Here is a 23,330-nt window from a genome sequence, read left to right on the forward strand (position 1 = left end):
TGGCGAGCGTAAAGATAGGTAACCTAGTACCTGGGAGGCCGAATCGGAAGGGAGACTGTGACACATTTTACTCCCGGTACATAGACTATAACAGGAAAGACGTCTTTCCCCAAAAAACAGTACCCCCCTGAACTTGGACTCATGTGATTTATCAATTTAATAGATGGGAAAACTAGCGCAGATTGGGCACTGAGGGCGAGGGTGGCAAAAGCCACCCTCTTTTTAATCCTTGGGTCGGCTCAGCAAAGCGGCTAAGGTGCCGAAGACTACCGCTGCGGTCACACCTAAGCCTGTGATCTCAAAGGCACCGGTAAACAGACCTTCCCAGCCCAGGCGTTTACTCTCGCTAATAATCCCCCGGGTGATGGAGCTACCGAAGCCACAGACTGGCACCAAAAACCCCGCACCACCCAAGTTAAACAGCGACTGATACACCCCGAACCCCTCCAAGATCGCCCCGATGATCACCAAGGAAACCAGGATCTGGGGCGGTGTCAGGTTGAAGCGATCGAAGACCAGCTGAGAAAGGCCACAAATGAGACCTCCAAAAAGAAAGGCCAAGACGTAGGTCATTGTGCTTCCACCACCACAGCATGGGCAATGCCCGGAATGGATTCTCCCTGTTGATAGCTTAAGGGACTGAACAGCGCACCGGTGGCCATGAAAAGAACCCGCCGCAGGCGACCTTCTTCCAAAAGCCGCATGACGTAGCCCAAAAAGACCACCGCGGAGCAGGCGCAACCACTACCTCCCGCCTTGAACTTAGGATTATCCCCGTAGATCACGGCTCCACCGTCAATGTGCTTGTTTCCCAAACTGTGCCCCGCATCCTGCATCAAGCCGGAAAACATGGATTTTCCCACCTTAGCTAGATCACCGGTCATGATGAGATCATAATCCCCCACATCCCGGCCCGTGTCCTGAAAGTGCTGCAGCAAAGTGTCTGCGGCGGCAGGGGCCATCGCGGACCCCAAATCCTCGGGATTGGTGATGCCCAAATCGATCACCTTGCCGAAGGTCACTTCCGTAATCCGGGGACCGCGCCCCTCTTTGGACAGGATGGCGGCACCGGAGCCCGTCACCGTGAACTGGGCCCGCCCACTGCGTTGGATGTTCTGCTCCACCGGATACCGAAACTGCCGTTCTGCCGCCTGATAGTGGCTGGAGGTGGCAACCAGCACATGGTCCGCATATTCCCCATCCACCAACAAGGCACCGAGGGCTAGTCCCTCGGTCATGGAAGAGCAAGCACCGTAAATGCCTAGGAAGGGACGACCCAACCCCCGGGCCACGAAACTAGAAGTAATGATCTGGTTTAGAAGATCTCCGGCGATAAAAAAGCCCACCTCTTCCGGTTCTAGTGTACTGGCTTGAAAGACCCGTCGGATGGCTTCCTCCATCATCTTCCTTTCGGCCAGTTCACAGGTGGCCTCACCCCAAAGATCGTCAGTGACAATATGATCGAAGTATTCCCCCAAGGGGCCTTCCCCTTCCCGGTGCCCCACCACGGTGGCCCGGGCAGTGATCACCGGAGGGGTGTTCAGGCGAATGGTTTGTAATCCGATCCGTTTATCTGCCATGGTCGCACCAACCCCGTTTCGCTAGAAAAGATAGCCTCCGGCCAGGGCCTTCACCAATCCCACAACAAAACCGGAAAGGATCCCGAAAACCAACACAGGTCCCGCCACAGAAAAGATCTTACCGCCAATGCCCAGAAGAAAACCTTCCCGGCGGAACTCCATGGCGGCGGACACTACCGAGTTGGAAAAGCCCGTAATCGGTACGGCAGCTCCCATACCACCGAATTCACCCAAGTCATCGTAAAAACCAAGGGCGGTGGCCACCGCACCCAAGAAGATCATTCCCGCCAGGGTGGTGGCGGCGGTTTCCCCGGGGGTGGTCTCGATCAGAGAAAAGAGATCGTAGACCCCCTGGCCAATGAGGGAGATGGTTCCCCCCACCAGGAAGGCCCGGAGGAAATTCCGCAGCAGCGGTGGCTTGGGCCCCTCTTCCTGCACCCTTTTTTGGTATTGTTTTTCCCGCTCCAGTTGAGCCTTGTTCGTCATAAAGATCACTCCCATCCTAGTATTCAATCCCCAGGGAAGCATTATACTTGGCGGACATAGCACACAAGCACATCCCTCGAATACATTGATTATGACGGGAAGGGCCATCTTCACCTCACTGGACGCGGTGTACAGACTCCTGGAGGGAGGTCTAGATATGAGCGAAAACAATCCCTTTGGCAATTTGTCCCCACGGGAACAAGAAGTGGTGAGCTTGATCGCCAAGGGAATGAGCAATAAAGAGATTGCCAGCAAGTTGTTCATCAGCGAGCATACGGTGAAAAATCATATTTATAACATCTACAAGAAACTTGGCATTTCCGACCGAACTCAGGTCGCGCTCTTGGCTCATCAGCACGGAATTATCGATTCCTAATCCGAGGAGGCCGCCGGCCTCCTTTACATATATTGCCACGGCCTTAGCGTAGGAATTCCCCATTCTTTGTAGAAACTTGTACATACAACATTATTTGTGGATGGATCCGCAGACTCTGCAAACATGGAGGTTGTTGGGAAGGAGGTCACCACAACAACCCTTACACTAAACCATGTTTTGGGAGGCTAGCTATGAATTTGCGGAGACACAAACTGTTCCTCATCTTTCTAGTCATCGTTGCCCTCCTGGGCACATCGGTGGCCGCGGGGGCAGCCACCATCCGCGTCAATACCGGAAAAACCTTTACCTTCAAACCTGACACCGGCGGCAATACCGGCGGCGGTACTCAGCAACCCAACCTACCACCGGAAAAGCCAGTGGAAGAGCCCCAAAAGCCAGGGGAGCCACCTACCGGCGGCGGTAGCTCAAACAGTGGTAGTGGCAGCTGGTCAGGAAGCAAGAATGGTAACACCTGGGTATTCAGACCCGATCCCACACCAAAACCCGATCCCAAACCGGATCCTAAACCCAATCCGGAACCCACACCGGAACAGCCACCTACTTCACCGGTACTTACTGCGAAGGAGCAGCAGCTTTTCAATCTGGTGAACCAGGAGCGGCTGATGCGGGGATTGGCTCCGTTGCAGCTGGATCCTCAACTGGTGGAGATCGCCAGGCTAAAGAGTAAAGACATGATTGTCCACAACTACTTTGCCCACACCTCCCCCACCTACGGAACCGTAGCCAACATGCTGCGTAGTTTCGGCGTGTTTTACAAATACGCGGGGGAAAACCTGGCCGGTGCCTATTCCGTAAGCTCGGCTCACAGCAACCTCATGGCCAGCGCAGGTCATCGGCAAAACATCCTCAACCCCTTGTACACCCATGTGGGGATCGGCATCGTGGAAGGCGGCCCCTATGGGATGATGATCACCCAGCTTTTTGTGGGTAGATAGTGGACAAGCCTTCTGCCGGGGCAGGCCTAGGGGCCTGCCCCTTTTTCTGTCCATTTCCCCGGTGGCAGTTCGTCGAATAATGGCCCTGGAGATGAGAAATATTATAAGGGAATTACGTCGGGCCGAGGACCGTTGAAAGGAGGAAACGGGTCGTGAACACCAGCCAAGCCAAAGACGGCTTTACCAGCGGCAACAATGCCCCCGACTTCCCCTTTACCCAAACCGGATGTCTAACCGACCACGACATTCCCCACGGTTACGGTAAAGACCGCATTGTTGCCTTAGTGAAAGATCCCCTGTGGGTCTTCACCTACTGGGAGATTACCGATACCCTCCTCTCGGAAAAACAGGCCCAGGTCCCGGGGAAGTGGGATCACGGCCGAACAGTGCTTAGGATCTATCAAGAGCCGGACAAGAGATACCTTTTCGATGTGGCCGTAGACCTAAAAGCCCGTAACTGGTACGTCTATGTGGGGCGCAAGGATACCAGCTTTCGCCTTGCTCTGGGACGACTGCTGCCCGATGGCACCTTCATCACCTTTGTAGAGTCCAACATCGTCACCACACCGCCTGGGGAAGTCTCGGACTTGGTAGACGAAAGATGGATGACCCTAGAAGAACTCTACCGGATCTATGCGGGTCTGCCCCAAGGGGAAAGCTCTCCGGCCCTGTTTCGCGCTATCAGCATACTGGATCAACACATTAGTTCCCCCTCCTATGCCGCAAGTCCCATGGCGGCGGGGAAAGCACCGCGGAAGTTCTGGCTGGTGACCCACACGGAGCTGGTGATCTACGGGCAGACGGAACCCACCGCTTCGGTATGGATCCAGGGGCAACCCATCCGCCTCCAACCCGACGGCAGTTTTGTGGCCCGCTACGTCCTGCCCGATGGTCAACTACAGTTGCCCATCGTTGCGGAAGCAGCCTCGGGAGAAGAGTCCATCACCATTACCCCGATCATCACCAAGAGTACACAATAGGCCAGGGAGTGACGAGTTTGGAACAAGGCTATTTATCCATCATCCTGCATACCCACTTACCCTTTGTCCGCCATCCGGAACAGGAGCGTTTCCTGGAGGAGCATTGGCTCTTCGAAGCCATCACTGAGTCATATATTCCCCTACTAAATATGTTCGGGCGGTTGCACCACGACGGGGTCGCCTGTCGCCTGGCCATGTCCCTCACCCCGCCTTTGCTCTCCATGTTGCGGGACGAACTACTACTGGAGCGGTACGAAAAGTACCTGGAAAACCGCATCAGCCTTGCAGAAAAGGAGATCCAGCGCACGGCGTTGTGGCCGGAGCTAAACCGGTTGGCGCGGATGTATCACCGAATTTTTACCCAAACCAAAGAGGACTTTGTACATAAATACCACCGGGATCTGGTCGACGCCTTCGGTCATTTTCAAAGGTTAGGCCTCATCGAGATCCTGGCCTCCGCGGCCACCCATGGCTATCTTCCCTTGATGATCCATCCCGAGGCCATCCGAGCCCAGATTCAACTGGGCATTGATTTTTACCAGCAAACCTTCGGCGTGGCGCCAGTGGGTTTTTGGCTTCCCGAATGCGGGTATGTACCGGGGATCGACACGTACCTGGCCGCGGGGGGAATCAAGTACTTTATCTTGGATTCCCACGGGATCCTCCACAGCAAACCTCGGCCCCGATATGCCGTCTACGCCCCGGTCTATTGCCCCTCGGGGGTGGCCGCCTTCGGACGGGACTGGGAGTCCTCAAAGCAAGTGTGGAGCGCCCAGGAGGGTTACCCGGGGGATTGGGACTACCGGGAGTTTTACCGGGACATCGGCCATGAACTGGATTTCGACTATCTTGCTCCCCATCTGGTGGGAGACATCCGGCATCAGACGGGAATCAAGTACCACCGGATTACCCAAGACAATGGGCACAAGGAACTATACGATCCGGACCGGGCCCGGGAGAAGGCAGCCGTCCACGCGGGGAATTTCATGTTTAACCGGCAGCGGCAGATTGAATGGTTGGCCGCCAACATGGAAGATCGGAAACCCATCGTGGTGGCTCCCTACGATACGGAGCTTTTCGGTCACTGGTGGTACGAAGGCCCCCAATGGCTGGACTTTCTTATCCGCAAAATCCACCACGATCAAGATCAGGTGCGCCTGATCACCCCCGGCGACTACCTGAAGCTGTATCCGAAGAACCAAGTATGCATCCCTTCCGCGTCTTCCTGGGGATACAAAGGCTATAATGAGGTTTGGTTGGAGGGCAGCAACGACTGGATCTATCCCCATTTGCACATCATGGCGGAACGGATGACTGAGCTGGTCCACCACCATTGGCCTGGGGATCCCTTAACCACCGAAGCTATTAAACAATGTGCCCGGGAACTGCTGTTGGCCCAAAGCAGCGACTGGGCCTTCATCATGAAGACCGGCACCATGGTGGCCTACGCAAGACAACGGACCAGGGAACATATCGCCAATTTCAACCGCCTCTATGGACAAATCCAAAGGGGAGAGATTGAACAGGACTTCCTCCACCAACTGCAGTGGAAAAACAACATCTTCCCGGAACTGGATCCGGAGGTATACCGTTCCGATTACCAGCCGCAGGTCCTGGTCCAACTGGGCTGACCCTACGCCAGATCCCCGGAGGCAGGCAGGGTCAGGCGAAAGAGGGTACCGGTTTCCTTGGAGCTTTCTACAGAGACAGTGCCGCCAAGGGCTTTCACCCTGGATTGGACCAGCCACAGGCCGTAACCGTGTCCAGCACTCCCCTTATTGGTGAAACCAGGCAGAAAGATATCCTTCAGGCTGGTGGAGTCAATGTAGGCACCGTTGTTCCAGACTTCAACCAGGATATTCCCCTCTTGGGGGGCAGGAACTAAGCTCAGCTTTACCAGGCCCTGCCCGTCCTCCTCTAGGGCGGCGGCCTCAATGGCATTGTCACAGAGGTTGCCCAGAATACAAACTAGATCATCGTCCCTGTGGTTCAAGGCCACCGGATTGACCCCCAATTGAACCGCAAATTGGACCCCTTGGTAGTGGGCCCTAGTCATCTTGGCACTGAGTAGGCTGAAGAAGGCACTGCCGCCGGGACCTACGGTGACCCGATTCCGACCGCTAATGGATTCGATGTAGGCGAGGGCCTGCTCCAGCTTGCCCATCTGCAGCATAGTGTAGACTACCGTAATCTGGTTCTGAAACTCATGGCTCTGGGCCGCCAGCTGCTCCACCAACTCCTGTTGCCCTTTCAGCCGTTGTAATTTCACCCGTAGCTCCGAGTCCGAACGGACGTTGGAGATATAGTTGATACCGGCCCAGACCACCGCGCCCAGCACGCACAAACACCCAAGGATGATGAGATAAGGCCATTGCTCGGCGCTCTGCCAAGTCTGCCTGGTCCAGCGCATCTCCGCGAGCACAACCAAAGCAGTGCCGATGAAGACCAGGAGGAAAATGTACCAGTCCACCTGCCCTGTCCTTTGTTGCTTTTTGCCCATGGCTGCCACCAACCTACATAAGCCAAGGAATTGGTATACATAATGGCGATTACAGCGCACCGAAGGCTTGTGCTGGCATGGGCTCCTCCGGAGAAACTGCGCAGAAGACCAAGGGCACCAGCCACAATGAGGGCACCAGGAAACAGACCCAGGACCCAGCTACTGACAATGATGAGAGTGTAGGACAACAGTAATGTTAGCAGACACTTTAAACCAAACTCCACCTGTTCACGTTTGTCTGCATCTAACTGAAATTCTCGGTCAATATTCTCTACAATCCAGTGGGCTAGCTTGTCCATCGTTGAATCACCCCAGAGGACTCAACGTCACCTTAGCCGTATTAGATACAATATTTCGACTTAACAACCAAAAATTCCTTCCTGTATTTACCTAGTCGGACATAATTTGTTATTATACTAAACCTGACAGGGCAACCCAGGGTTGTCCAATCCCGATCTTGCCGTGGGGACAGTCTCTCCTGCCTGGACGAAAATCCCAGAAGATAACTAAGCAGAGACACTAATCCTCGTCAACGAAACAGTGACACTAAGAAGAACAAACCAGTAGATAAATAGGGCCCTTTGTACAACTGATCCATCGTTCATCGACGAGTTATCCCGCCCCTGCACCGAAGCAGAGCACATTTTGAAGGCATATCTGGTCGAAAGATAAGGAAGGAAAAAAGGCCGGGGATTGCTACTTCGAACCCTCAATCCATAGGACGATACTTAAAAAAATGGGCGCCTTCTGGTACTTCGCTAGCCACCTTGCTTTATTCTGTGGCTCCATCAGGGTACTAAGGCGATTGTTGACGGGGGAGGACCAGCTATTGTTCTTTTCCGGACGGAGTTTAAGATTTAATGAACCCTTTTCCCATTGACCTTGCACAATCTAATCCTAGACCTTCGCAAGCTCCTTCCCCCGGATCTCGAAAGCTTTAACCACGTCCGCTTGGCCCCAGGGATTAATGTTGGGGCACAGGCATTGGTTTTGTATCAGTCGTCTCTTGATAGCGACTGGGAAGCCGCGGGGAAAGCCAGCGTCCCACCATACTGGCCCAATCTCGGGTAGCCGGTTCCTGATGGGCCCAGGGAGATTGCCGATAACGCTCCAGCACCTGTTGATAGACCGTCGCGGTCCTTTGGGCGATGGTCTGCCAGTTATATTTCTCCAACACATCCTGCCGCGCCCTTTGGATCAGGCGGGAGCGTAAGTTGGGTGTACCAAAGAGGGTAAGGAGATTGTCGACAAGGGAGTTTGCATCACCACTGTAGAACTTCAAGCCGTTGATTCCGTGCTGGATGATCTCATCGAATCCACCCACATTACTGACGATCACCGGCACACGGGCGGCCATGGCCTCCAAAGCCACGATCCCAAAGGGTTCGTAGGTGCTGGGGAAGACCGCCACATCCGCGATCCCCAAAAACCGGTTCCGCAACTCGTCATTGATAAACCCCGTAAAGCAAACCCGTTCCTGCAAGCCCAGTTCACTCACCTTGTTCTGCAGGAAATCCCTTTCCGGTCCTTCCCCGGAAACGATCAGTTTCGTATTCGGATAGAGTCTTACCACCTGAGCCAAAGCATCTAGGAGGATGTGTACCCCCTTTTCCCGCACCAGGCGGCCCATGAAAAAGACCACCTGCTCATGGTCCGCCGCGTAGCGAGCCCGAAAGGCCGCCAATTCCTCCGGAGGAAGGAAAGGCAAGACGCCGTTAACCCCATTGGGAATGACATGGAGCTTGTCGCTGGGGACTTGAAAGATCCCTTGCAGTTCCCCATACATATATTGACTGCAACAGATCACCGTCCAAGCCTCGTAACAAAGCCACCATTCCACATCACTGATCTGGCGTTGCAGATCGTTGTGCAGTCCACCGTTGCGGCCCCACTCGGTGGCATGGATGGTCACCACCAACGGCCGCTGATAGGCATGTTTCAAGGCAACACCGCTGTGGGCCACAAGCCAGTCATGGGCATGGAAAAGATCACAGGGCCCCACTTTGCCCATCACACTTACCGCCGTCTCCAACAGATTGAGATTCATCTGCAGGGCATCTTGCACCAGACCATCATGGCGTGGTCCCCGGGGTGTGGCCCGCCAAACCCGCACCCCGTAGTAGTTCTCCTGGGGCGGACACTGGGGATCCTGGATGGTCACCACATGGACCTCATGGCCGAGCCGGGCTAAGGCAATGGACAGCTCCGACACATGTCGGGCCAATCCCCCCACTACCCGCGGTGGAAACTCCCAGGTCAACATCATGATGCGCATTGTGGTGCCCCCTTTAGTTGTGTTGTTGCCGCAAGTCAGCACGTATTTATAGATTGTCCACCAAAGAAGGCTTTATACAGACTGGCCTAAGCGGGACTTGGTGCCGCGGGCAGGGAGTGGGAGTAACACCGGGGAACCCGTTGGCCAATGGCACAAACCACTTCGTAGGAGATAGTGTTGGACCAGGTGGCCAGATCCTGGGCTGAGATGACCTGTTCCCCTTGGCGGCCGATGAGCACCACCGTATCCCCCACATCCACCGGGGCATCCCCCAACTCCACCATCAGCTGATCCATACAGATATTCCCCACCACGGGGAAAAGCTGACCATTGATCAAGACCTTGGCCTTGCCCGCGACGCGCCGGGTATACCCGTCGGCATACCCCACCGGGATCACCCCGATTCTCGTTCGGCACGCCGTACGATACAGGTGACCATAGCCGATCCCCCAACCCCCAGGCACTTCCTTTACTTCACAAACCCTGGCCTTCCAGCTGAGGACAGGGACTAATCCAGGATCTGGGTATAGACCATATAGCGCCAGGCCCACCCGCACCGCATCTAACCTGCTCTCAGGATACTTGAGGGTACCTGCGGAATTGGCGATGTGATAACAGGAAAACCGTAAACCGCGATTGTGGAGGGCCTCCATCACACCCCGAAAGCGGCTGAGCTGCCTTTCCGTCTGGGCCGCGTCCTCCTCGGCACAGGAAAGATGACTGTACATCCCTTCTACCACTAAGCCGGGAAGCTCTGCCACCTTCTGCGCAAACTCTGCCCCCTGGGTATATAACACGCCCAGGCGGCCCATGCCGGTGTCCACCTTGACATGTACAGGTAGGCGCTGACCATAGTTCATCCCCAGGTGGGAGAGGCGCTGGGCCGTTTTCCAATCGGAAACGGTAGCCGTCAGGTTCCAGCGAAACAGGTTCTCCCAGTCCTTGGGACCGGACACCCCCAGAACAAGGATGGGCGTACAGATCCCAGCCCGCCGCAACCGCACCCCTTCGCCCACCGTGGCCACCGCAAATTGCCGCACCCCAGACTTAAGGCAGGCCTTTGTAACCTCCACCGCCCCATGGCCGTAGGCATCGGCCTTCACCACCGCGATCAGGGTGGTCCGGGGACCAATTATCCTTTCCAGATAAGCCACATTCGTTTCAATCGCCCCTAGGTTCACTTCCACCCAGGTTCGTTCACATTCACCGTCCAACCCAGTCATCTCCTTTGTTGCCGTTGGTCACCGCTAAGTAAGCCCTGGGCAAAAGATCCGCGAGCTCCTGGGCCCGCAGGCCCGCGGGGCCATGCTGGTCCGCCCACCGCTCACCGGCGATGGCATGCAAGAATGTACCGCAGATAGCCGCGTCCAAAGGCCCAAGCCCCTGGCCCATATAGGCCGCGATACAGCCGGTAAGTACATCGCCGCTGCCGCCGGTGGCCATGGCCACCGTACCCCGGTTCATGATCCAAGCCCGGCCCTCGGGTACGGCAATAATCGTCGGCGTACCCTTCAACACCACCACACAGCGGAAAGCCGCCGCGGCCTTGAGGGCATGCCCAAGGGGATCCGTGGTGATCTCCTCGATGCTACAGCCTAACAAACGCCCCATCTCTCCCGGGTGGGGAGTAATCACCACCGGGGCTTGGGCGGCCCACTGGACCAAGAGCTTGGGGTTCTCCGCCAATAGATTCAAGGCATCGGCGTCCAAAACGGTGGGAATCTGTACTCCTTCGGCCAAGGCTGCGATCACTTCCCCCACGGTGGAAGCGGTGGAAAGCCCCGGACCAATAGCCAGTACATTGGCCCGGCCACAGAAATCAAGGATCTCCAGCGCCGCCTCCCCGGCCAAGGCACCATCCTCCTCCGCCAAAGGCATGGTCATGGCCTCGGTAAGTTTCGTGGCGAAGATCCCCTGGAGACTAGCCGGTCCCCCGAGGGTCACCAAACCAGCCCCCGCCCGTACCGCGGCATAGGCAGCCAGACAGGCGGCGCCTCCCAGGTTGCGGCTCCCCCCTACAATTAATACCCGCCCGAAATCGCCTTTATGCTGGTTCGGTCGACGCTTAGGCAGCAGACTTCTTACGAAAGCCTCATCAATGAGGGTAAGCATACCCTGGTCCGGGTTCGTAAGTTCGAGGGGAATACCGATGTCCGCCACGTGCCACCGGCCGGCAAAGCTTGCTCCCGGGTAAAGCAAGAGCCCCCGTTTGGGCAAAGCAAAGGTCACCGTGACATCGGCCCTGATGACCTCCCCCCAGACAGCACCGGTATCGGCTTCCACACCGGTGGGAATATCCACCGCGACCACCGGTGTTCCGCTGTCGTTAATCACCCGCACCAGTTCCGGGTAGATCCCCGCCAAGGGTCCCCGGGCACCGGTCCCGAGGATAGCGTCAATAATCAGATCCGACATCCGCAGGGCGATGGGCAACTTCGACAGGAACTGCTCCTCCACCTGGTAGACACTAATGCCTAGTTTATGCACGATCCCCAGGTTGACCGCCGCATCCTGGGTGATCTTCTCCGGGGCACAGGTCAAGTAGACCCGCACCCGCGCTCCTAGTTGATGGAGATGGCGAGCCACCACAAAACCATCACCGCCATTGTTTCCCGGCCCCGCGAAGATGTTGATCCGCTTCCCTTTGAGGTCGGGAAACATCTTCTTCACCTGCTGAACAACGGCCAGGCCAGCATTTTCCATCAACACAATCCCTGGAATCCCGTACTCGGCGATGGCTCGACGATCAATGGTCTGCATTTCCTTGGCGGTGACCACCCACATACTCATCCCTCCTATGATTCACCGACGGCCACAGCACAAGCCGCCGCGTAATTGACTTCATGGGTCAGGCTAAGATGCACCTGGGTGATCCCCCGGGCCTGGGCCCACTGCTCCGTTTGTCCACTCAAGTGGACCTCCGGCTGCCCCGCGGGACACCTTAGAATCTCGATCTCTTGCCAGCGGATTCCGAAGGCCGTTGGGCCCAAAGCCTTATAAACCGCTTCTTTGCCCGCAAAACGAGCGGCCAGCCGGTTAAGCGGCGGCGATACCCCCAACTGGGCCAGTTCCGCCGGGGAGAAAATGCGTTCCAGAAAACGCTGGCCAAACCGGGCATAGGCCCGCCGGATCCTTTGGTTCTCCACGATATCTATACCCACACCCTTCACCAATGGCCTTCATCTCCAAACTTACAACTTACGCGCCCAGTTGGGCCGCGATAACCTCCGCCACCAGGCTCACCACTTCTTCCAGTACCTGTTCGTCCTTGGCCTCGGCCATCACCCGAATCAAAGGCTCGGTACCCGAGGCCCGCACAAAGATCCGGCCTTCCTCACCCAAGAGGCCTTGGGCCCGTGCGATGGCACCGCTTACCTCCAGGTTTTGGGCGAAGTTCTTATCCTTCACCGGCACATTGACTAGTTTCTGGGGGTAGAACTGCAGCACCGAGGCAAGCTGGGACAGGGGTACTCCCTTCTTCTTGAGCACACTGAGTAACTGGATGGCCGTCAGGATACCATCACCAGTGGTACTGTGATCGGCAAAGATAATATGCCCGGATTTTTCCCCTCCCAGGTTTAGTCTGTTCTGGACCATCGCTTCCCACACATATCTATCCCCGTTTTCCACAAAAAGTAGTTGGGCCCCTTGTCTTTTTAGCAGGTCAGCCAGCCCCATATTGCTATACTGGGTGGCCACTAAGGTCCCCTTGGCCAGTTTTCCCTTCTCCAACAAGTCCAGGGCACAGATGGCCATGATCCCGTCACCATCGACGATCCGGCCCTGCTCATCAACCGCAATAACCCGGTCCGCATCCCCATCATGGGCCAACCCCACCGTGGCTTGGTGGGCCACCACCGCTTGACAAAGGGCGGCGGGATGGGTTGAACCGCACTGGGCATTAATATTCACCCCATCGGGCTCTGCGTTAATGGTGATCACCTCAGCCCCCAACCGGCGATACACCTGGGGAGCAACGGAACTTGCGGCCCCGTTGGCGCAGTCCACCACGATCCGTAGCCCACTCAAATCTTCGGTGGCAGTACCGGTGAGAAAACCCATCCAGCGCTCATGGGCGTCGGCCAGTGATTCCGCCCGGCCGATTTCCCTCCCGGTAGCCGTGGGGAAGTCTGCCACTTGACCCGCCAAGGCAGTCAAGACCAAAGCTTCGATCTCGTCCTCCACCTCATCGGGAAGCTTTGTTCCCTCTTGGGAGAAGAACTTGATGCCATTATCGTCAAAGGGATTATGGGAAGCGGAAATCACCACCCCGAAGGTGGCCCCAAGGTTTCTTGTCAGATAAGCAATCCCAGGCGTAGGGATAACACCGGCATCCAAAAGGTCACAGCCGGTGGAGGTAACGCCCGCGGTCAAGGCCGCGGCCAGCATAGAACCCGAAAGACGCGTATCCCGTCCCAGAATTGCCACACCCTTTTGTCCCTTACCCAAGACCGCGGCCGCCGCCCGGCCCAAGTAGAAGGCCAAAAGGGGAGTCAACTCCTGATTTGCAATGCCCCGCACACCATCGGTACCAAATAGTCTACCCAAAGGCGATCACACTCCTTTGCAAGCTCACCCATCTAGGAACAGGTAATACAGGATAAATTCGTGATCAGTCTGACGGATCCCTTCACCCAGATTTGGGGATACTGGGGTTTAGATATCACCCCTGCGCCAGGGGGAGATAGCGAAGATTATGGGTACATCAAGACCAGGGAAGGTGAATATTTGTTCGGGAATGCTATCGTAGCTATGGTGGTTTGCCTGCCGGGGGGATTTGTGACAGTCGCCGGACGTGTAGCTAGGAACCGAAGGAATACGTGCCCGAACCCTTCTGCTCAGGAACCAGAGGACAGGAAAAAACCCCGGGGAAAACCCGGGGCAAAGGAACTACTGTCCTGCTTTCGCCTTAAGCAGTCCGTATTCAATACTGTCGACCAAAGCGATCCAGCTGGCCTCGATAATATTCGGAGAGACTCCTACGGTACCCCAGCTCATCCCATCATCGGTGGACTGAATCAAGACCCGCACCTTCGCGGCGGTGCCGGACTGTTCGTCAAGGACCCGCACCTTGTAGTCGCTGAGCTTAATCTGTTCCACCTGAGGATAGACCTCGATCAAGGCCTTACGGAGGGCACCGTCCAAGGCATTCACCGGTCCGTTTCCTTCCGCGGCCGTATGGTAGATTCGATCATGGACTTTGATCTTGATGGTAGCCTCGGAGCGGGCCTCTAGATCGCCGTTAGCCCGATCGGTGATCAACCGGAAGCCCACCAGTTCAAAGAAGGGCTCATATAGCCCCAATACTCTGTTGAGCAACATTTCAAAGGAAGCTTCCGCCCCTTCGAAATAGTAACCATCGTGTTCCAGTTGTTTGATGGTGCTGAGGATCTCCCGCATCTTGTCGGAGTCTTTATCCAGCTCAATACCACATTCCCGCGCCTTGTAGATGATATTGCTTGCTCCCGCCAACTCCGAAATCAGAACCCGACGCCGGTTCCCCACCAGCTCCGGCAAGATATGCTCGTAGGTCTGGGGATGGCGCAAAAGGGCACTGACATGGATCCCACCTTTGTGGGCAAAGGCACTGCGTCCCACGTAGGGTTGATGATCGTCGGGGACAATGTTGGCCTGCTCGCTAACGTAATGGGACATCTGGGTAAGTTGCCCCAGATCCTCATCGGTCAGGACCTGGAAACCCATCTTCAGCTGTAGGCTAGGAATGATCACACATAGGTCCGCATTACCCGCGCGCTCTCCATAGCCATTGATGGTACCCTGAACCTGACTGGCCCCTGCTTCCACCGCCAGCAGACTGTTGGCCACCGCTACCCCCGAGTCATTGTGGGCATGAATACCAATGGGGAGGTCAAACTGGTCAATCACGTTTTTCGTAATCCGCTGTACCTCGTGGGGCAGCGTCCCCCCGTTGGTGTCACACAAGACCAAGCACCGGGCTCCGGCCCGGGCCGCGGCTCGCAATGTCGCCAAAGCATAATCGGGATTGCGCTTGTATCCATCAAAGAAGTGTTCTGCATCGAAGTTGACCTGTAGACCCTGGGAAACCAAATAGGAGACGGTGTCGTAAATCATGTTGAGGTTTTCCTCCAAGGTGGTCCGCAGCGCGTCGGTTACGTGAAAGTCCCAGGCTTTCCCGAAAATGGTGGCCACTTTCACTCCTGATCTTATGATGGCCTGGACGTTTTGGTCGTCTTTTGCGGTGATTCCCGCCCGCCGGGTACTACCGAAGGCGGTGAGCACGGTCCGTTTCAGGGGAATCTTCTGCATCCGCTCAAAGAACTCGATATCCTTCGGGTTGGAGCCAGGCCAGCCTCCTTCCACAAAGTGAAAGCCCAGTTCATCTAGTTTCCGCACAATGCGGATCTTATCCTCCACCGAAAAGGAAATACCTTCCCGCTGCGTCCCATCCCGCAGGGTCGTGTCATAGATCTCGATCTGCCGCACAGAACCACTCCTCTCCACCTAAATTTAGCCGCTTTCCCCCAATCGCTTGCGAATAAAGGGGGTAAGCCCTCCTAGGCGGATAAACTCCTGCATGAACTCCGGGAAAGGCACCGCCTGGAAGGTCTTGTTCTGCGTGGTGTTCTCAATCACGCCGCTATTCATGTCGATCCGGAGAATGTCCCCTTCCTTGGCTTCGATGTCCGGACACTCGAAAATGGGCAACCCGATGTTAATCGCGTTGCGGAAGAAGATCCGGGCAAAGGAAGGTGCCACCACACAGCTAACCCCTGCGGCTTTAATGGCAATAGGTGCATGTTCCCGGGAGCTACCACAACCGAAGTTCTTGCCTGCCACGATAATATCTCCCGGCTGCACCTTATTGGGGAAATCGGGATCCGCATCTTCCATACAGTGTTCAGCCAAGGCTTGCGGATCCGATGTATTCAAATACCGTGCCGGGATGATCGCGTCGGTATCCACATCGTCACCAAAGGTCCACACCCTACCTTCAATAATCATGGTTATCCTCCCTTACAAACCAAGATCCCGAGGTCCTGCAATCCGGCCCAAGACCGCAGAGGCCGCTGCCACCGCAGGACTGGCTAGATAAACCTCACTCTTTGGATGGCCCATCCGCCCCACGAAGTTCCGGTTGGTGGTGGATACGGCCCGCTCACCGCTGGCCAGAATCCCCATATGGCCACCAAGACAGGGACCACAGGTGGGCGTGCTTACCGCACATTCCGCATCAAGGAAGATATCAATGAGTCCTTCGGCCATGGCCTGTTGGTAAATCCTTTGGGTACCGGGGATTACGATCACCCGCACATGGGGATGCACTTTGCGTCCCTGTAGCACCTTTGCCGCCAGGCGTAGGTCCTCCAGGCGACCGTTGGTACAGGATCCGATCACCACTTGATCAATGGGGACCTCTCCCACTGCACTAAGAGGCCGGGTGTTTTCCGGCAGATGGGGGAACGCCACCTGGGGCTCCAGGTTGCTGACATCCCACTCGTAAACCTTAGCATAGTTGGCGTCGGGATCGCTTTCCACCAGTTCATAGTCCCGTTTGGCCCGATCCTGCACATAGGCGACGGTCTTCTCGTCCGGGGCAAAGATCCCGTTCTTGGCGCCGGCTTCAATGGCCATATTAGCCATGGTGAAGCGGCCATCCATATCCAAATTAGCGATCACTTCGCCGGTGAATTCCATGGCACAATAGCGGGCTCCGTCCACGCCGATCTGTCCAATGGTATAAAGGATCAGATCCTTGCCCGTTACCCACGGTTGCAGCTCGCCCCGGTAGACAAACTTGATGGTCTCCGGAATCCTAAACCAAGCCTCCCCCGTAGCCATGCCGGCCCCCAGATCGGTACTGCCCACACCGGTGGCAAAGGCCCCTAGGGCACCGTAGGTACAGGTATGGGAGTCGGCACCGATCACCACATCACCGGGCAGGACCAGACCCTGCTCCGGAAGCAGGCAGTGCTCGATCCCCATCCGGCCCACTTCGAAGTAGTTGACCAGCTCCTGCTTCCTAGCAAATTCCCGAATGAGCTTCACCTGCTCGGCGGAAGCAATATCCTTATTAGGTGTAAAGTGATCCGGGACCAAAACCACCCGTTCCCGGTCAAAAACCTTTTCTGCGCCCATCTTGGCAAATTCCTTAATCGCCACCGGAGCGGTAACGTCATTGGCTAAAGCCACATCGATCTTGGCAAAGACTAGATCTCCGGGCTTTACCCCTTTGCGCCCCGAGGCTTTCGCCAGGATCTTCTCCGTAATGGTCATGCCCATCTTACTCACCCCTCACTTTGTGTCTTGTTGAGAAACCTACTCTGTTCATATGCCCACTTATTCAGGGCATGGATATAGGCCTTGGCACTGGCCTCGATGACATCCACAGACATCCCCCGCCCCAGATAAATGGCACCATTCTCATCCTCGATCCGCACCGTCACCTCACCAATGGCATCCTTGCCTTCGGTGACGGCTTCGAGGGAATACCCAGCCAGTTTCACCGCCACATTACAAGCCCGGTCGATGGCTTTGTACACCGCATCCACGGGCCCGCCACCGCAACAGGCGGCTTCCTCCTGCACCACACCGTCCTTGCGGACCCGCACCGTGGCGGTGGGTACGGCACTGCTGCCACCGGTCACATGGAGATACTCCAACTGGAACACTTCGGGAGTATCAATGATCTCATTCTCAATGATGGCTTCAATGTCCCGGTCGGAGACATTCTTCTTCTTATCGGCCAGCTCAATGAACTGCTGGAAGACCCGTTCGATCTCCTCGTCGCTCAAGGAGTAGCCAAGCTCCGCCAGTCGGGCCTTGAAGGCATGACGACCGGAGTGTTTCCCCAGGACCAGCCGGCTTTGGCTCAGCCCAATGGATTCGGGGGTCATGATCTCGTAGGTGGTCCGTTCCTTCAAGACACCATCCTGATGGATCCCCGACTCATGGGCAAAGGCATTCTCGCCCACAATGGCCTTGTTGGGCTGGACATTCACCCCGGTGAGGCTCGACACCAGCCGGGAGGTACGGTAGATCTGCCTGGTATTGATGTTGGTTTGGACGTTGAAATAGTCGGACCGCGTCTGCAGCGCCATGACCAACTCCTCCAGGGCTGCGTTCCCCGCCCGTTCTCCCAAACCGTTAATGGTGCATTCCACTTGGGTGACGCCCTGCTCTACCGCCGCTAGGGAGTTTGCCACCGCCAGACCCAGGTCATTGTGACAGTGGACGCTGACAGTGACCTTGTCAATGCCGGGGGTATGGTCAAACAGGTACTGAATCAGGCGTCCGAACTCCCTAGGCATGGCATAGCCCACGGTATCGGGAATATTGATCACCGTAGCACCGGCCTCGATAGCCGTGGCAAAGACCTCGGCCAAGAAGGCCGGATCACTGCGGGTGGCATCCTCCGCGGAAAACTCCACATCCTGCACCAAACCCTTGGCATAGCGGATGGCTTCGGCGGTCATCTTCAACACTTCATCCGGAGTCTTACGGAGTTTATGCTCCATATGAATTTTGGACGTGGCCAGGAATGTATGGATGCGGACCCGTTTTCCAGCCTTCAAGGCCTCATAGGCCCGATCGATATCCTTCGGCAAGGCCCGAGCCAAGGCGGCAATCACTGGACCCTCCACCTGCTCGGCAATGGCTTGCACCGCGGCGAAATCCCCGGGAGATGCAATGGGAAATCCCGCTTCGATTACGTCCACGCCCAGCCGGGCCAATTGTTTGGCGATCTCCACTTTTTCTTGTACGTTCAAACTTACTCCCGGCGTTTGTTCTCCGTCACGCAGGGTAGTGTCAAAGAACTGAATTACTCTCTGCATGGCGTCTCCCCCCTAAAAGACCTTCTCTTTACCACTGGGCGATATAAACCTCGGTGACATATTGAAGTTTCATAATCTCGGCGAGCACATCCTCAGGAACAGGACAATCCACACTGAGGACCATCACCGCGTTGCCCGAGATGGCAGTGCGGCCCACCTGCATCGCGGCAATATTGATCTCCCGCTGACCAAGCAAGGTACCCACCTGCCCAATAATCCCGGGCTTATCGATATGGTATACCACCAACAGGTGATCCGCGGGCAACACATTCACTGGGTAACCGTCGATCCTGGTCAGCTGTGGCACGCCATTGAGGGTGAGATTCCCTGCCACCATCCGCCCTTCCTTATCTCCAGCGGTGGTATTCCGAATCACGATCACCCCGTGCTCGCCGTTCTTCTCCGCCTCCCGGACCTCGGCAACCCGGATCCCCCGCTCCTTGGCCAAAAGCGGAGCGTTCACATAATTAACCTCGCCATGGAGGATGGGTTCCAGCATACCCTTCAACACCGCCGTAGTCAAGGGACCCACTTCAGAATTGGCAATACTGCCCCGATAAACCACCTCAATATTCTGATGGTTGCCCCCCACCAAATTGGTGTAGACACTGCCCAACCGCTCGGCCAAATCCATATAAGGAGCCAATTTTTCCATTAGTTCGGGACGGAATTCGGGTAAATTCACCGCGTTCTTGAATGGCTCCCCCTTCAGCACGCGGATGGCTTGCTCTGCCACATCCACCGCCACATGTACCTGGGCTTCCGAGGTGGAAGCACCCAGGTGCGGTGTAACCACCACTTGGCTGCAACTGAAAAGCGGATGATCCAATTCCGGCGGTTCACAGCAGAACACGTCCAGGGCAGCACCGGCCACCTTGCCACTTCGAATCGCCTCGTAAAGCGCATCTTCGTCAATGATCCCACCCCGGGCGCAGTTAACGATCCGCACACCCTGCTTCATCAGGCCAAATTCCCGGGGCCCAATCATATTCTCGGTGGACTTGGTCTTGGGGATATGGAAGGTGAGAAAATCCGCCCGTTCCAGGACCCGCTCAAAATCCAAAAGCTCTACCCCAAGTTTCTTGGCCACCTCGGCGGACAGATAGGGATCGTAACCCACCACCTGCATCTTCAGGGCCCGGGCCCGCTCGGCCACCAGTTTCCCAATCCGCCCCAGTCCGATCACGCCAAGGGTCTTTCCCTCCACTTGCACACCCATGAAATTCTTCCGGTCCCATTTCCGCTGCACCGTCAAACAAAGATGGGCCTGGGGGATGTTCCGAGCCAAAGCTAGAAGCATTGCAATGGTGTGCTCTGCAGCCGCCAGGGTATTGCCTTCGGGGGCATTAATGACCACAATTCCCCGCTGGCTTGCTGCCGCCAGATCGATATTATCCACCCCGACGCCGGCCCGGCCAATGACCTTCAGCTTCCGCCCCGCCTCGATTATCCGTTTGGTCACCTGGGTGCCACTGCGGACCAAAAGGCCGTCATAATCACCGATGATCTCCACCAATTCATCTTCCGAAAGATCTAGCCGCTCATCGACGGCAATACCCGCTTCCAGGAGTTTGTCGATACCCTCTTTGCTCAGTTTGTCGCTGACCAAAACCTTCATGATACCAACACCTCCTGGGCAGCCCGGACTCCCGCACCAAGGGGAATGTCACAACCCACTTTGACCAAAGCCACTTCCATGGTGGCGATCACACCTAACATATCCACAGGAGTCCATTGCCCCATGTGACCGATCCGGAAGATCTTGCCTTTCAGGTGGTCCTGGCCACCGGCCACCACCACGCCAAAATCCTTGTTCAAGACCTTACGGTAGTTCTCCACATCAAACTTACCTTCACCCAACACCGCGGTTACCGTGGGTGAAGCATAGGCCTCATCCTTCACAAACAGCTCCAGTCCCAAGGCGGTAAAAGCATCCCTGGTCATCTTCTGCATCACCCGGTGCCGTTTCAAGACATTGGCTAAGCCCTCCACCTCAATCTGATCTAACGCCGTCTCCAACCCAAAGATCAACTGTACGTTGGGTGTGAAGGGCGTCTGACCTTTGGGGAGCCCCTTCCGGTAGGCGCGAAGATCGAAATAATACCGGGGTGAGGTGTTCTTTTCAATAACCTCCCAGGCCCGCTGGCTGCAGGCAATGAAAGCCAGACCCGGCGGCAGCATTAAACATTTCTGAGAACCGGTAACCACGATATCTACACCCCAGGCGTCCATCGCAAATTCCACACCGCCCAGGGAACTGACTGCGTCCACCACCAGCAAAGCAGAGGAATTGCCCCGGGCCTTGCTGATACCGGGAATGTCATTAAGTACGGTGGAAGAAGTCTCGTTTTGGGTCGCGAAAATCACCTTGATATCCGGATGTTTCTCCAGATAATTAGCAATCACCTGGGGATCCGCCGGGGTGGACCAATCATAGCTGTAGGCGATGACCTCCGCCCCATAGCTTTGGGCTAGTTCCGCCCACCGTTCGCCAAACTTGCCGCCGACACAGACCAGGACCTTATCCCCGGCGGAAACCGTATTGGCCACCGCCGCTTCCATGGCCGCCGTTCCGGAGCCGGTAATCACCATCACGTCTTCCTCGGTGCCAAACAAAGGTTTCAACCGGGCCGCAACCTCGGAGAACAACGCCATGAAATCGCTGCTCCGATGCCCGATCATGGGTCTTGCCATGGCCCGCATCACCCGGGAAGGTACAGGGCTCGGGCCGGGGATCAACAGTGCTTTCTTCTCGTCGTACATGATCATCACCTCGATAGCAGTTTCCACCGCAGTCCCGGCTTGGGGGGACCGGAAGGCTGCGGATGTACTCTTCCTTAGTCTTCTTTCTTGATCCAGGGCATCATGCTGCGGAGCGTCTTGCCCACCTGCTCAATCAAGTGGTTCTGCTCCCGTTTGCGGATGGCGTTGAAGACGGGCCGGTTGGCCTGGTTCTCCAGCAACCATTCCTTGGCAAACTCACCGTTTTGGATCCGCGCCAGCACACGTTTCATCTCCTGGCGGGTCTCCTCGGTGATAATCTTCTTTCCAACGGTGACATCACCATATTCGGCAGTGTCACTGATGGAGTAGCGCATATGGGAAATGCCACCCTCGTAGATCAGGTCCACGATGAGCTTGATCTCGTGCAGGCATTCGAAGTAGGCAATCTCAGGCGCGTATCCTGCTTCCACTAGGGTATCAAAGCCCGCCCGGATGAGCTCCGTGAGCCCACCGCACAGCACTACCTGCTCACCAAACAGGTCCGTCTCCGTCTCCTCGGCAAAGGTGGTCTCGATCACCCCGGCCCGGGTACAGCCGATACCCTTCGCGTAGGCCAAGCCCAGATCCCGGGCGTTGCCGGTGGCATCCTGGTGGATGGCAATAAGCCCAGGAACCCCTTTGCCCTCCACATACATCCGGCGGACCAGATGACCAGGGCTCTTTGGGGCCACCATGAAGACGTCCACATCCTTCGGCGGCACGATTTGCCCGAAGTGAATATTGAAGCCGTGGGAAAAGACAAGGGCCTTCCCTGGGGTCAGGTGCTTTTCAATGGAGGTTTTGTATACCTTCGCCGCGACCTCGTCGGGCACCAACATCTGGATCACATCGGCCTGTTGGGCCGCTTCCTCGGCACTCACCGGCGTGAACCCGTCGGCCACTGCCCGCTGATAGTTTGCACTGCCGGGCCGGTTGGAAACGATGACGTTGACACCGCTATCCCGTAGGTTTTGGGCCTGGGCATGCCCTTGGCTGCCGTACCCAATTACCGCCACGGTTTTTCCCTTCAGTGCATCGAGATTTGCATCATGATCGTAATAAATCTTTACTCCCATCTGTCTTACCCCTTTCTGGCTTGTATGCTCTATAGACTTTCCTGCTCAGCTGCCTCGGGACATGGCAATGCGCCCGGTTCTGACCATCTCCTTAATCCCGTAGGGCCGGAGCATGTTCACCATGGCATCAATTTTGTCGGCATCGCCGGTGACCTCGATGACCAGGGACTTAGGATGCACATCCACGATCTGGGCCCGGAAGATGTTCACCACTTCTAAAATCTCCGAACGGTTAGCGGAGGTAGCCGTCACCTTCACCAAGGCCAATTCTCGGGCCACCACCTGATCACTGGTGATATCGCTGATCTTAATCACGTCCACCAACTTGTGCAGTTGCTTACTCACCTGCTCGATGATGTCCGCATCGCCTTCCACCACAATGGTCATGCGAGACACGTTGGGATCCTCGGTGATCCCCACGCTTAAGCTGTGGATATTGTAGCCCCGACGACTGAACAGTCCCGCCACCCGGGCCAAGACACCAGAACGATTGTGGACTAGTACTGCCAAGGTATGCTTCACG

Annotated in this window: 22 protein-coding genes; 4 read left to right on the forward strand and 18 right to left on the reverse strand. The window is 56.2% G+C overall.

Annotated features, from left to right (window positions below; all coding sequences use genetic code 11):
* Positions 1–222: 222 nt before the first annotated feature.
* The 3 genes from GXX57_09725 to GXX57_09735 are packed head-to-tail and all read right to left on the reverse strand — an operon-like array spanning position 223 to position 2,066.
* Complete coding sequence (locus tag GXX57_09725) at positions 223–573, reverse strand: SpoVA/SpoVAEb family sporulation membrane protein (GenBank protein ID HHV44926.1); 351 nt, start codon at positions 571–573, stop codon at positions 223–225.
* Positions 570–1,580, reverse strand: coding sequence for a stage V sporulation protein AD (gene spoVAD, locus GXX57_09730; GenBank protein ID HHV44927.1), 1,011 nt, complete (start codon positions 1,578–1,580; stop codon positions 570–572). Before spoVAD ends, GXX57_09725 begins: the two co-directional genes overlap by 4 nt.
* A 21-nt stretch (positions 1,581–1,601) precedes the next feature.
* Positions 1,602–2,066 (reverse strand): SpoVA/SpoVAEb family sporulation membrane protein, encoded by a 465-nt coding sequence (locus tag GXX57_09735; GenBank protein HHV44928.1) that lies wholly within the window; start codon positions 2,064–2,066, stop codon positions 1,602–1,604.
* Between the two features lie 91 nt (positions 2,067–2,157).
* Here GXX57_09735 and GXX57_09740 point away from each other — a divergent pair, with 91 nt between their 5' ends.
* From GXX57_09740 to GXX57_09755, 4 genes are all read left to right on the forward strand, one after another.
* Positions 2,158–2,442, forward strand: a complete 285-nt coding sequence (locus tag GXX57_09740; protein HHV44929.1) for a response regulator transcription factor — start codon at positions 2,158–2,160, stop codon at positions 2,440–2,442.
* 191 nt (positions 2,443–2,633) lie between these two features.
* Positions 2,634–3,398, forward strand: a complete 765-nt coding sequence (locus tag GXX57_09745; protein HHV44930.1) for a sporulation protein — start codon at positions 2,634–2,636, stop codon at positions 3,396–3,398.
* A gap of 152 nt (positions 3,399–3,550) precedes the next feature.
* A complete protein-coding gene (locus tag GXX57_09750) occupies positions 3,551–4,378 on the forward strand; it encodes a DUF4912 domain-containing protein (protein ID HHV44931.1) in 828 nt (275 codons plus the stop codon).
* Between the two features lie 17 nt (positions 4,379–4,395).
* The gene (locus tag GXX57_09755) at positions 4,396–6,009 is read left to right on the forward strand and encodes a DUF1957 domain-containing protein (protein HHV44932.1); all 1,614 of its coding nucleotides are present in this window, start codon (positions 4,396–4,398) and stop codon (positions 6,007–6,009) included.
* Between the two features lie 2 nt (positions 6,010–6,011).
* Here the strand turns inward: GXX57_09755 and GXX57_09760 are convergent, their stop codons facing one another.
* The 15 genes from GXX57_09760 to ilvN form a co-directional block, all read right to left on the reverse strand.
* Positions 6,012–6,716 (reverse strand): GHKL domain-containing protein, encoded by a 705-nt coding sequence (locus GXX57_09760; GenBank protein ID HHV44933.1) that lies wholly within the window; start codon positions 6,714–6,716, stop codon positions 6,012–6,014.
* Positions 6,644–7,177: an accessory gene regulator B family protein gene (locus GXX57_09765; protein ID HHV44934.1), complete on the reverse strand. Its 534-nt coding sequence runs from the start codon at positions 7,175–7,177 to the stop codon at positions 6,644–6,646. Before GXX57_09765 ends, GXX57_09760 begins: the two co-directional genes overlap by 73 nt.
* 665 nt (positions 7,178–7,842) lie before the next feature.
* Positions 7,843–9,153, reverse strand: coding sequence for a glycosyltransferase family 4 protein (locus GXX57_09770; protein HHV44935.1), 1,311 nt, complete (start codon positions 9,151–9,153; stop codon positions 7,843–7,845).
* A gap of 86 nt (positions 9,154–9,239) precedes the next feature.
* A complete protein-coding gene (locus GXX57_09775; protein HHV44936.1) occupies positions 9,240–10,376 on the reverse strand; it encodes an alanine racemase in 1,137 nt (378 codons plus the stop codon).
* Complete coding sequence (locus tag GXX57_09780; GenBank protein ID HHV44937.1) at positions 10,357–11,937, reverse strand: NAD(P)H-hydrate dehydratase; 1,581 nt, start codon at positions 11,935–11,937, stop codon at positions 10,357–10,359. The genes GXX57_09775 and GXX57_09780 overlap by 20 nt, the downstream gene beginning before the upstream one ends.
* 11 nt (positions 11,938–11,948) lie before the next feature.
* A complete protein-coding gene (gene acpS / locus GXX57_09785; protein HHV44938.1) occupies positions 11,949–12,326 on the reverse strand; it encodes a holo-ACP synthase in 378 nt (125 codons plus the stop codon).
* A 25-nt stretch (positions 12,327–12,351) separates the two neighbouring features.
* On the reverse strand, positions 12,352–13,701 hold the full coding sequence (locus tag GXX57_09790; protein HHV44939.1) for a phosphoglucosamine mutase: 1,350 nt from the start codon (positions 13,699–13,701) through the stop codon (positions 12,352–12,354).
* Positions 13,702–14,043: 342 nt separating this feature from the next.
* A complete protein-coding gene (locus GXX57_09795) occupies positions 14,044–15,618 on the reverse strand; it encodes a citramalate synthase (protein ID HHV44940.1) in 1,575 nt (524 codons plus the stop codon).
* Between the two features lie 24 nt (positions 15,619–15,642).
* Positions 15,643–16,137, reverse strand: a complete 495-nt coding sequence (locus GXX57_09800) for a 3-isopropylmalate dehydratase small subunit (GenBank protein HHV44941.1) — start codon at positions 16,135–16,137, stop codon at positions 15,643–15,645.
* A 12-nt stretch (positions 16,138–16,149) separates the two neighbouring features.
* A complete protein-coding gene (gene leuC, locus GXX57_09805; GenBank protein HHV44942.1) occupies positions 16,150–17,415 on the reverse strand; it encodes a 3-isopropylmalate dehydratase large subunit in 1,266 nt (421 codons plus the stop codon).
* A gap of 5 nt (positions 17,416–17,420) precedes the next feature.
* Positions 17,421–18,968: a 2-isopropylmalate synthase gene (locus tag GXX57_09810; GenBank protein HHV44943.1), complete on the reverse strand. Its 1,548-nt coding sequence runs from the start codon at positions 18,966–18,968 to the stop codon at positions 17,421–17,423.
* Between the two features lie 28 nt (positions 18,969–18,996).
* Positions 18,997–20,589 (reverse strand): phosphoglycerate dehydrogenase, encoded by a 1,593-nt coding sequence (locus tag GXX57_09815; GenBank protein ID HHV44944.1) that lies wholly within the window; start codon positions 20,587–20,589, stop codon positions 18,997–18,999.
* The gene (locus GXX57_09820; protein ID HHV44945.1) at positions 20,583–21,731 is read right to left on the reverse strand and encodes an alanine--glyoxylate aminotransferase family protein; all 1,149 of its coding nucleotides are present in this window, start codon (positions 21,729–21,731) and stop codon (positions 20,583–20,585) included. The genes GXX57_09815 and GXX57_09820 overlap by 7 nt, the downstream gene beginning before the upstream one ends.
* A 74-nt stretch (positions 21,732–21,805) precedes the next feature.
* A complete protein-coding gene (ilvC, locus tag GXX57_09825; GenBank protein ID HHV44946.1) occupies positions 21,806–22,807 on the reverse strand; it encodes a ketol-acid reductoisomerase in 1,002 nt (333 codons plus the stop codon).
* A gap of 45 nt (positions 22,808–22,852) precedes the next feature.
* Positions 22,853–23,329: an acetolactate synthase small subunit gene (gene ilvN / locus GXX57_09830; protein HHV44947.1), complete on the reverse strand. Its 477-nt coding sequence runs from the start codon at positions 23,327–23,329 to the stop codon at positions 22,853–22,855.
* Position 23,330 lies beyond the last annotated feature (1 nt).

Source organism: Bacillota bacterium (assembly GCA_012839765.1).
In the GTDB taxonomy this organism is placed as follows: domain Bacteria; phylum Bacillota; class Limnochordia; order DUMW01; family DUMW01; genus DUMW01.

Bases quoted from the DNA above. Each gene is read 5' to 3' on its own strand.
- GXX57_09770 (HHV44935.1), bottom strand. From the start codon at position 9,153: ATGCGCATCATGATGTTGACCTGGGAGTTTCCACCGCGGGTAGTGGGG.
- GXX57_09810 (HHV44943.1), bottom strand. From the start codon at position 18,968: ATGCAGAGAGTAATTCAGTTCTTTGACACTACCCTGCGTGACGGAGAA.
- GXX57_09740 (HHV44929.1), top strand. From the start codon at position 2,158: ATGACGGGAAGGGCCATCTTCACCTCACTGGACGCGGTGTACAGACTC.
- ilvC (HHV44946.1), bottom strand. From the start codon at position 22,807: ATGGGAGTAAAGATTTATTACGATCATGATGCAAATCTCGATGCACTG.
- GXX57_09775 (HHV44936.1), bottom strand. From the start codon at position 10,376: ATGACTGGGTTGGACGGTGAATGTGAACGAACCTGGGTGGAAGTGAAC.
- spoVAD (HHV44927.1), bottom strand. From the start codon at position 1,580: ATGGCAGATAAACGGATCGGATTACAAACCATTCGCCTGAACACCCCT.
- GXX57_09800 (HHV44941.1), bottom strand. From the start codon at position 16,137: ATGATTATTGAAGGTAGGGTGTGGACCTTTGGTGACGATGTGGATACC.
- GXX57_09765 (HHV44934.1), bottom strand. From the start codon at position 7,177: ATGGACAAGCTAGCCCACTGGATTGTAGAGAATATTGACCGAGAATTT.
- leuC (HHV44942.1), bottom strand. From the start codon at position 17,415: ATGGGCATGACCATTACGGAGAAGATCCTGGCGAAAGCCTCGGGGCGC.
- GXX57_09735 (HHV44928.1), bottom strand. From the start codon at position 2,066: ATGACGAACAAGGCTCAACTGGAGCGGGAAAAACAATACCAAAAAAGG.
- GXX57_09780 (HHV44937.1), bottom strand. From the start codon at position 11,937: ATGTGGGTGGTCACCGCCAAGGAAATGCAGACCATTGATCGTCGAGCC.
- GXX57_09745 (HHV44930.1), top strand. From the start codon at position 2,634: ATGAATTTGCGGAGACACAAACTGTTCCTCATCTTTCTAGTCATCGTT.
- GXX57_09820 (HHV44945.1), bottom strand. From the start codon at position 21,731: ATGTACGACGAGAAGAAAGCACTGTTGATCCCCGGCCCGAGCCCTGTA.
- GXX57_09725 (HHV44926.1), bottom strand. From the start codon at position 573: ATGACCTACGTCTTGGCCTTTCTTTTTGGAGGTCTCATTTGTGGCCTT.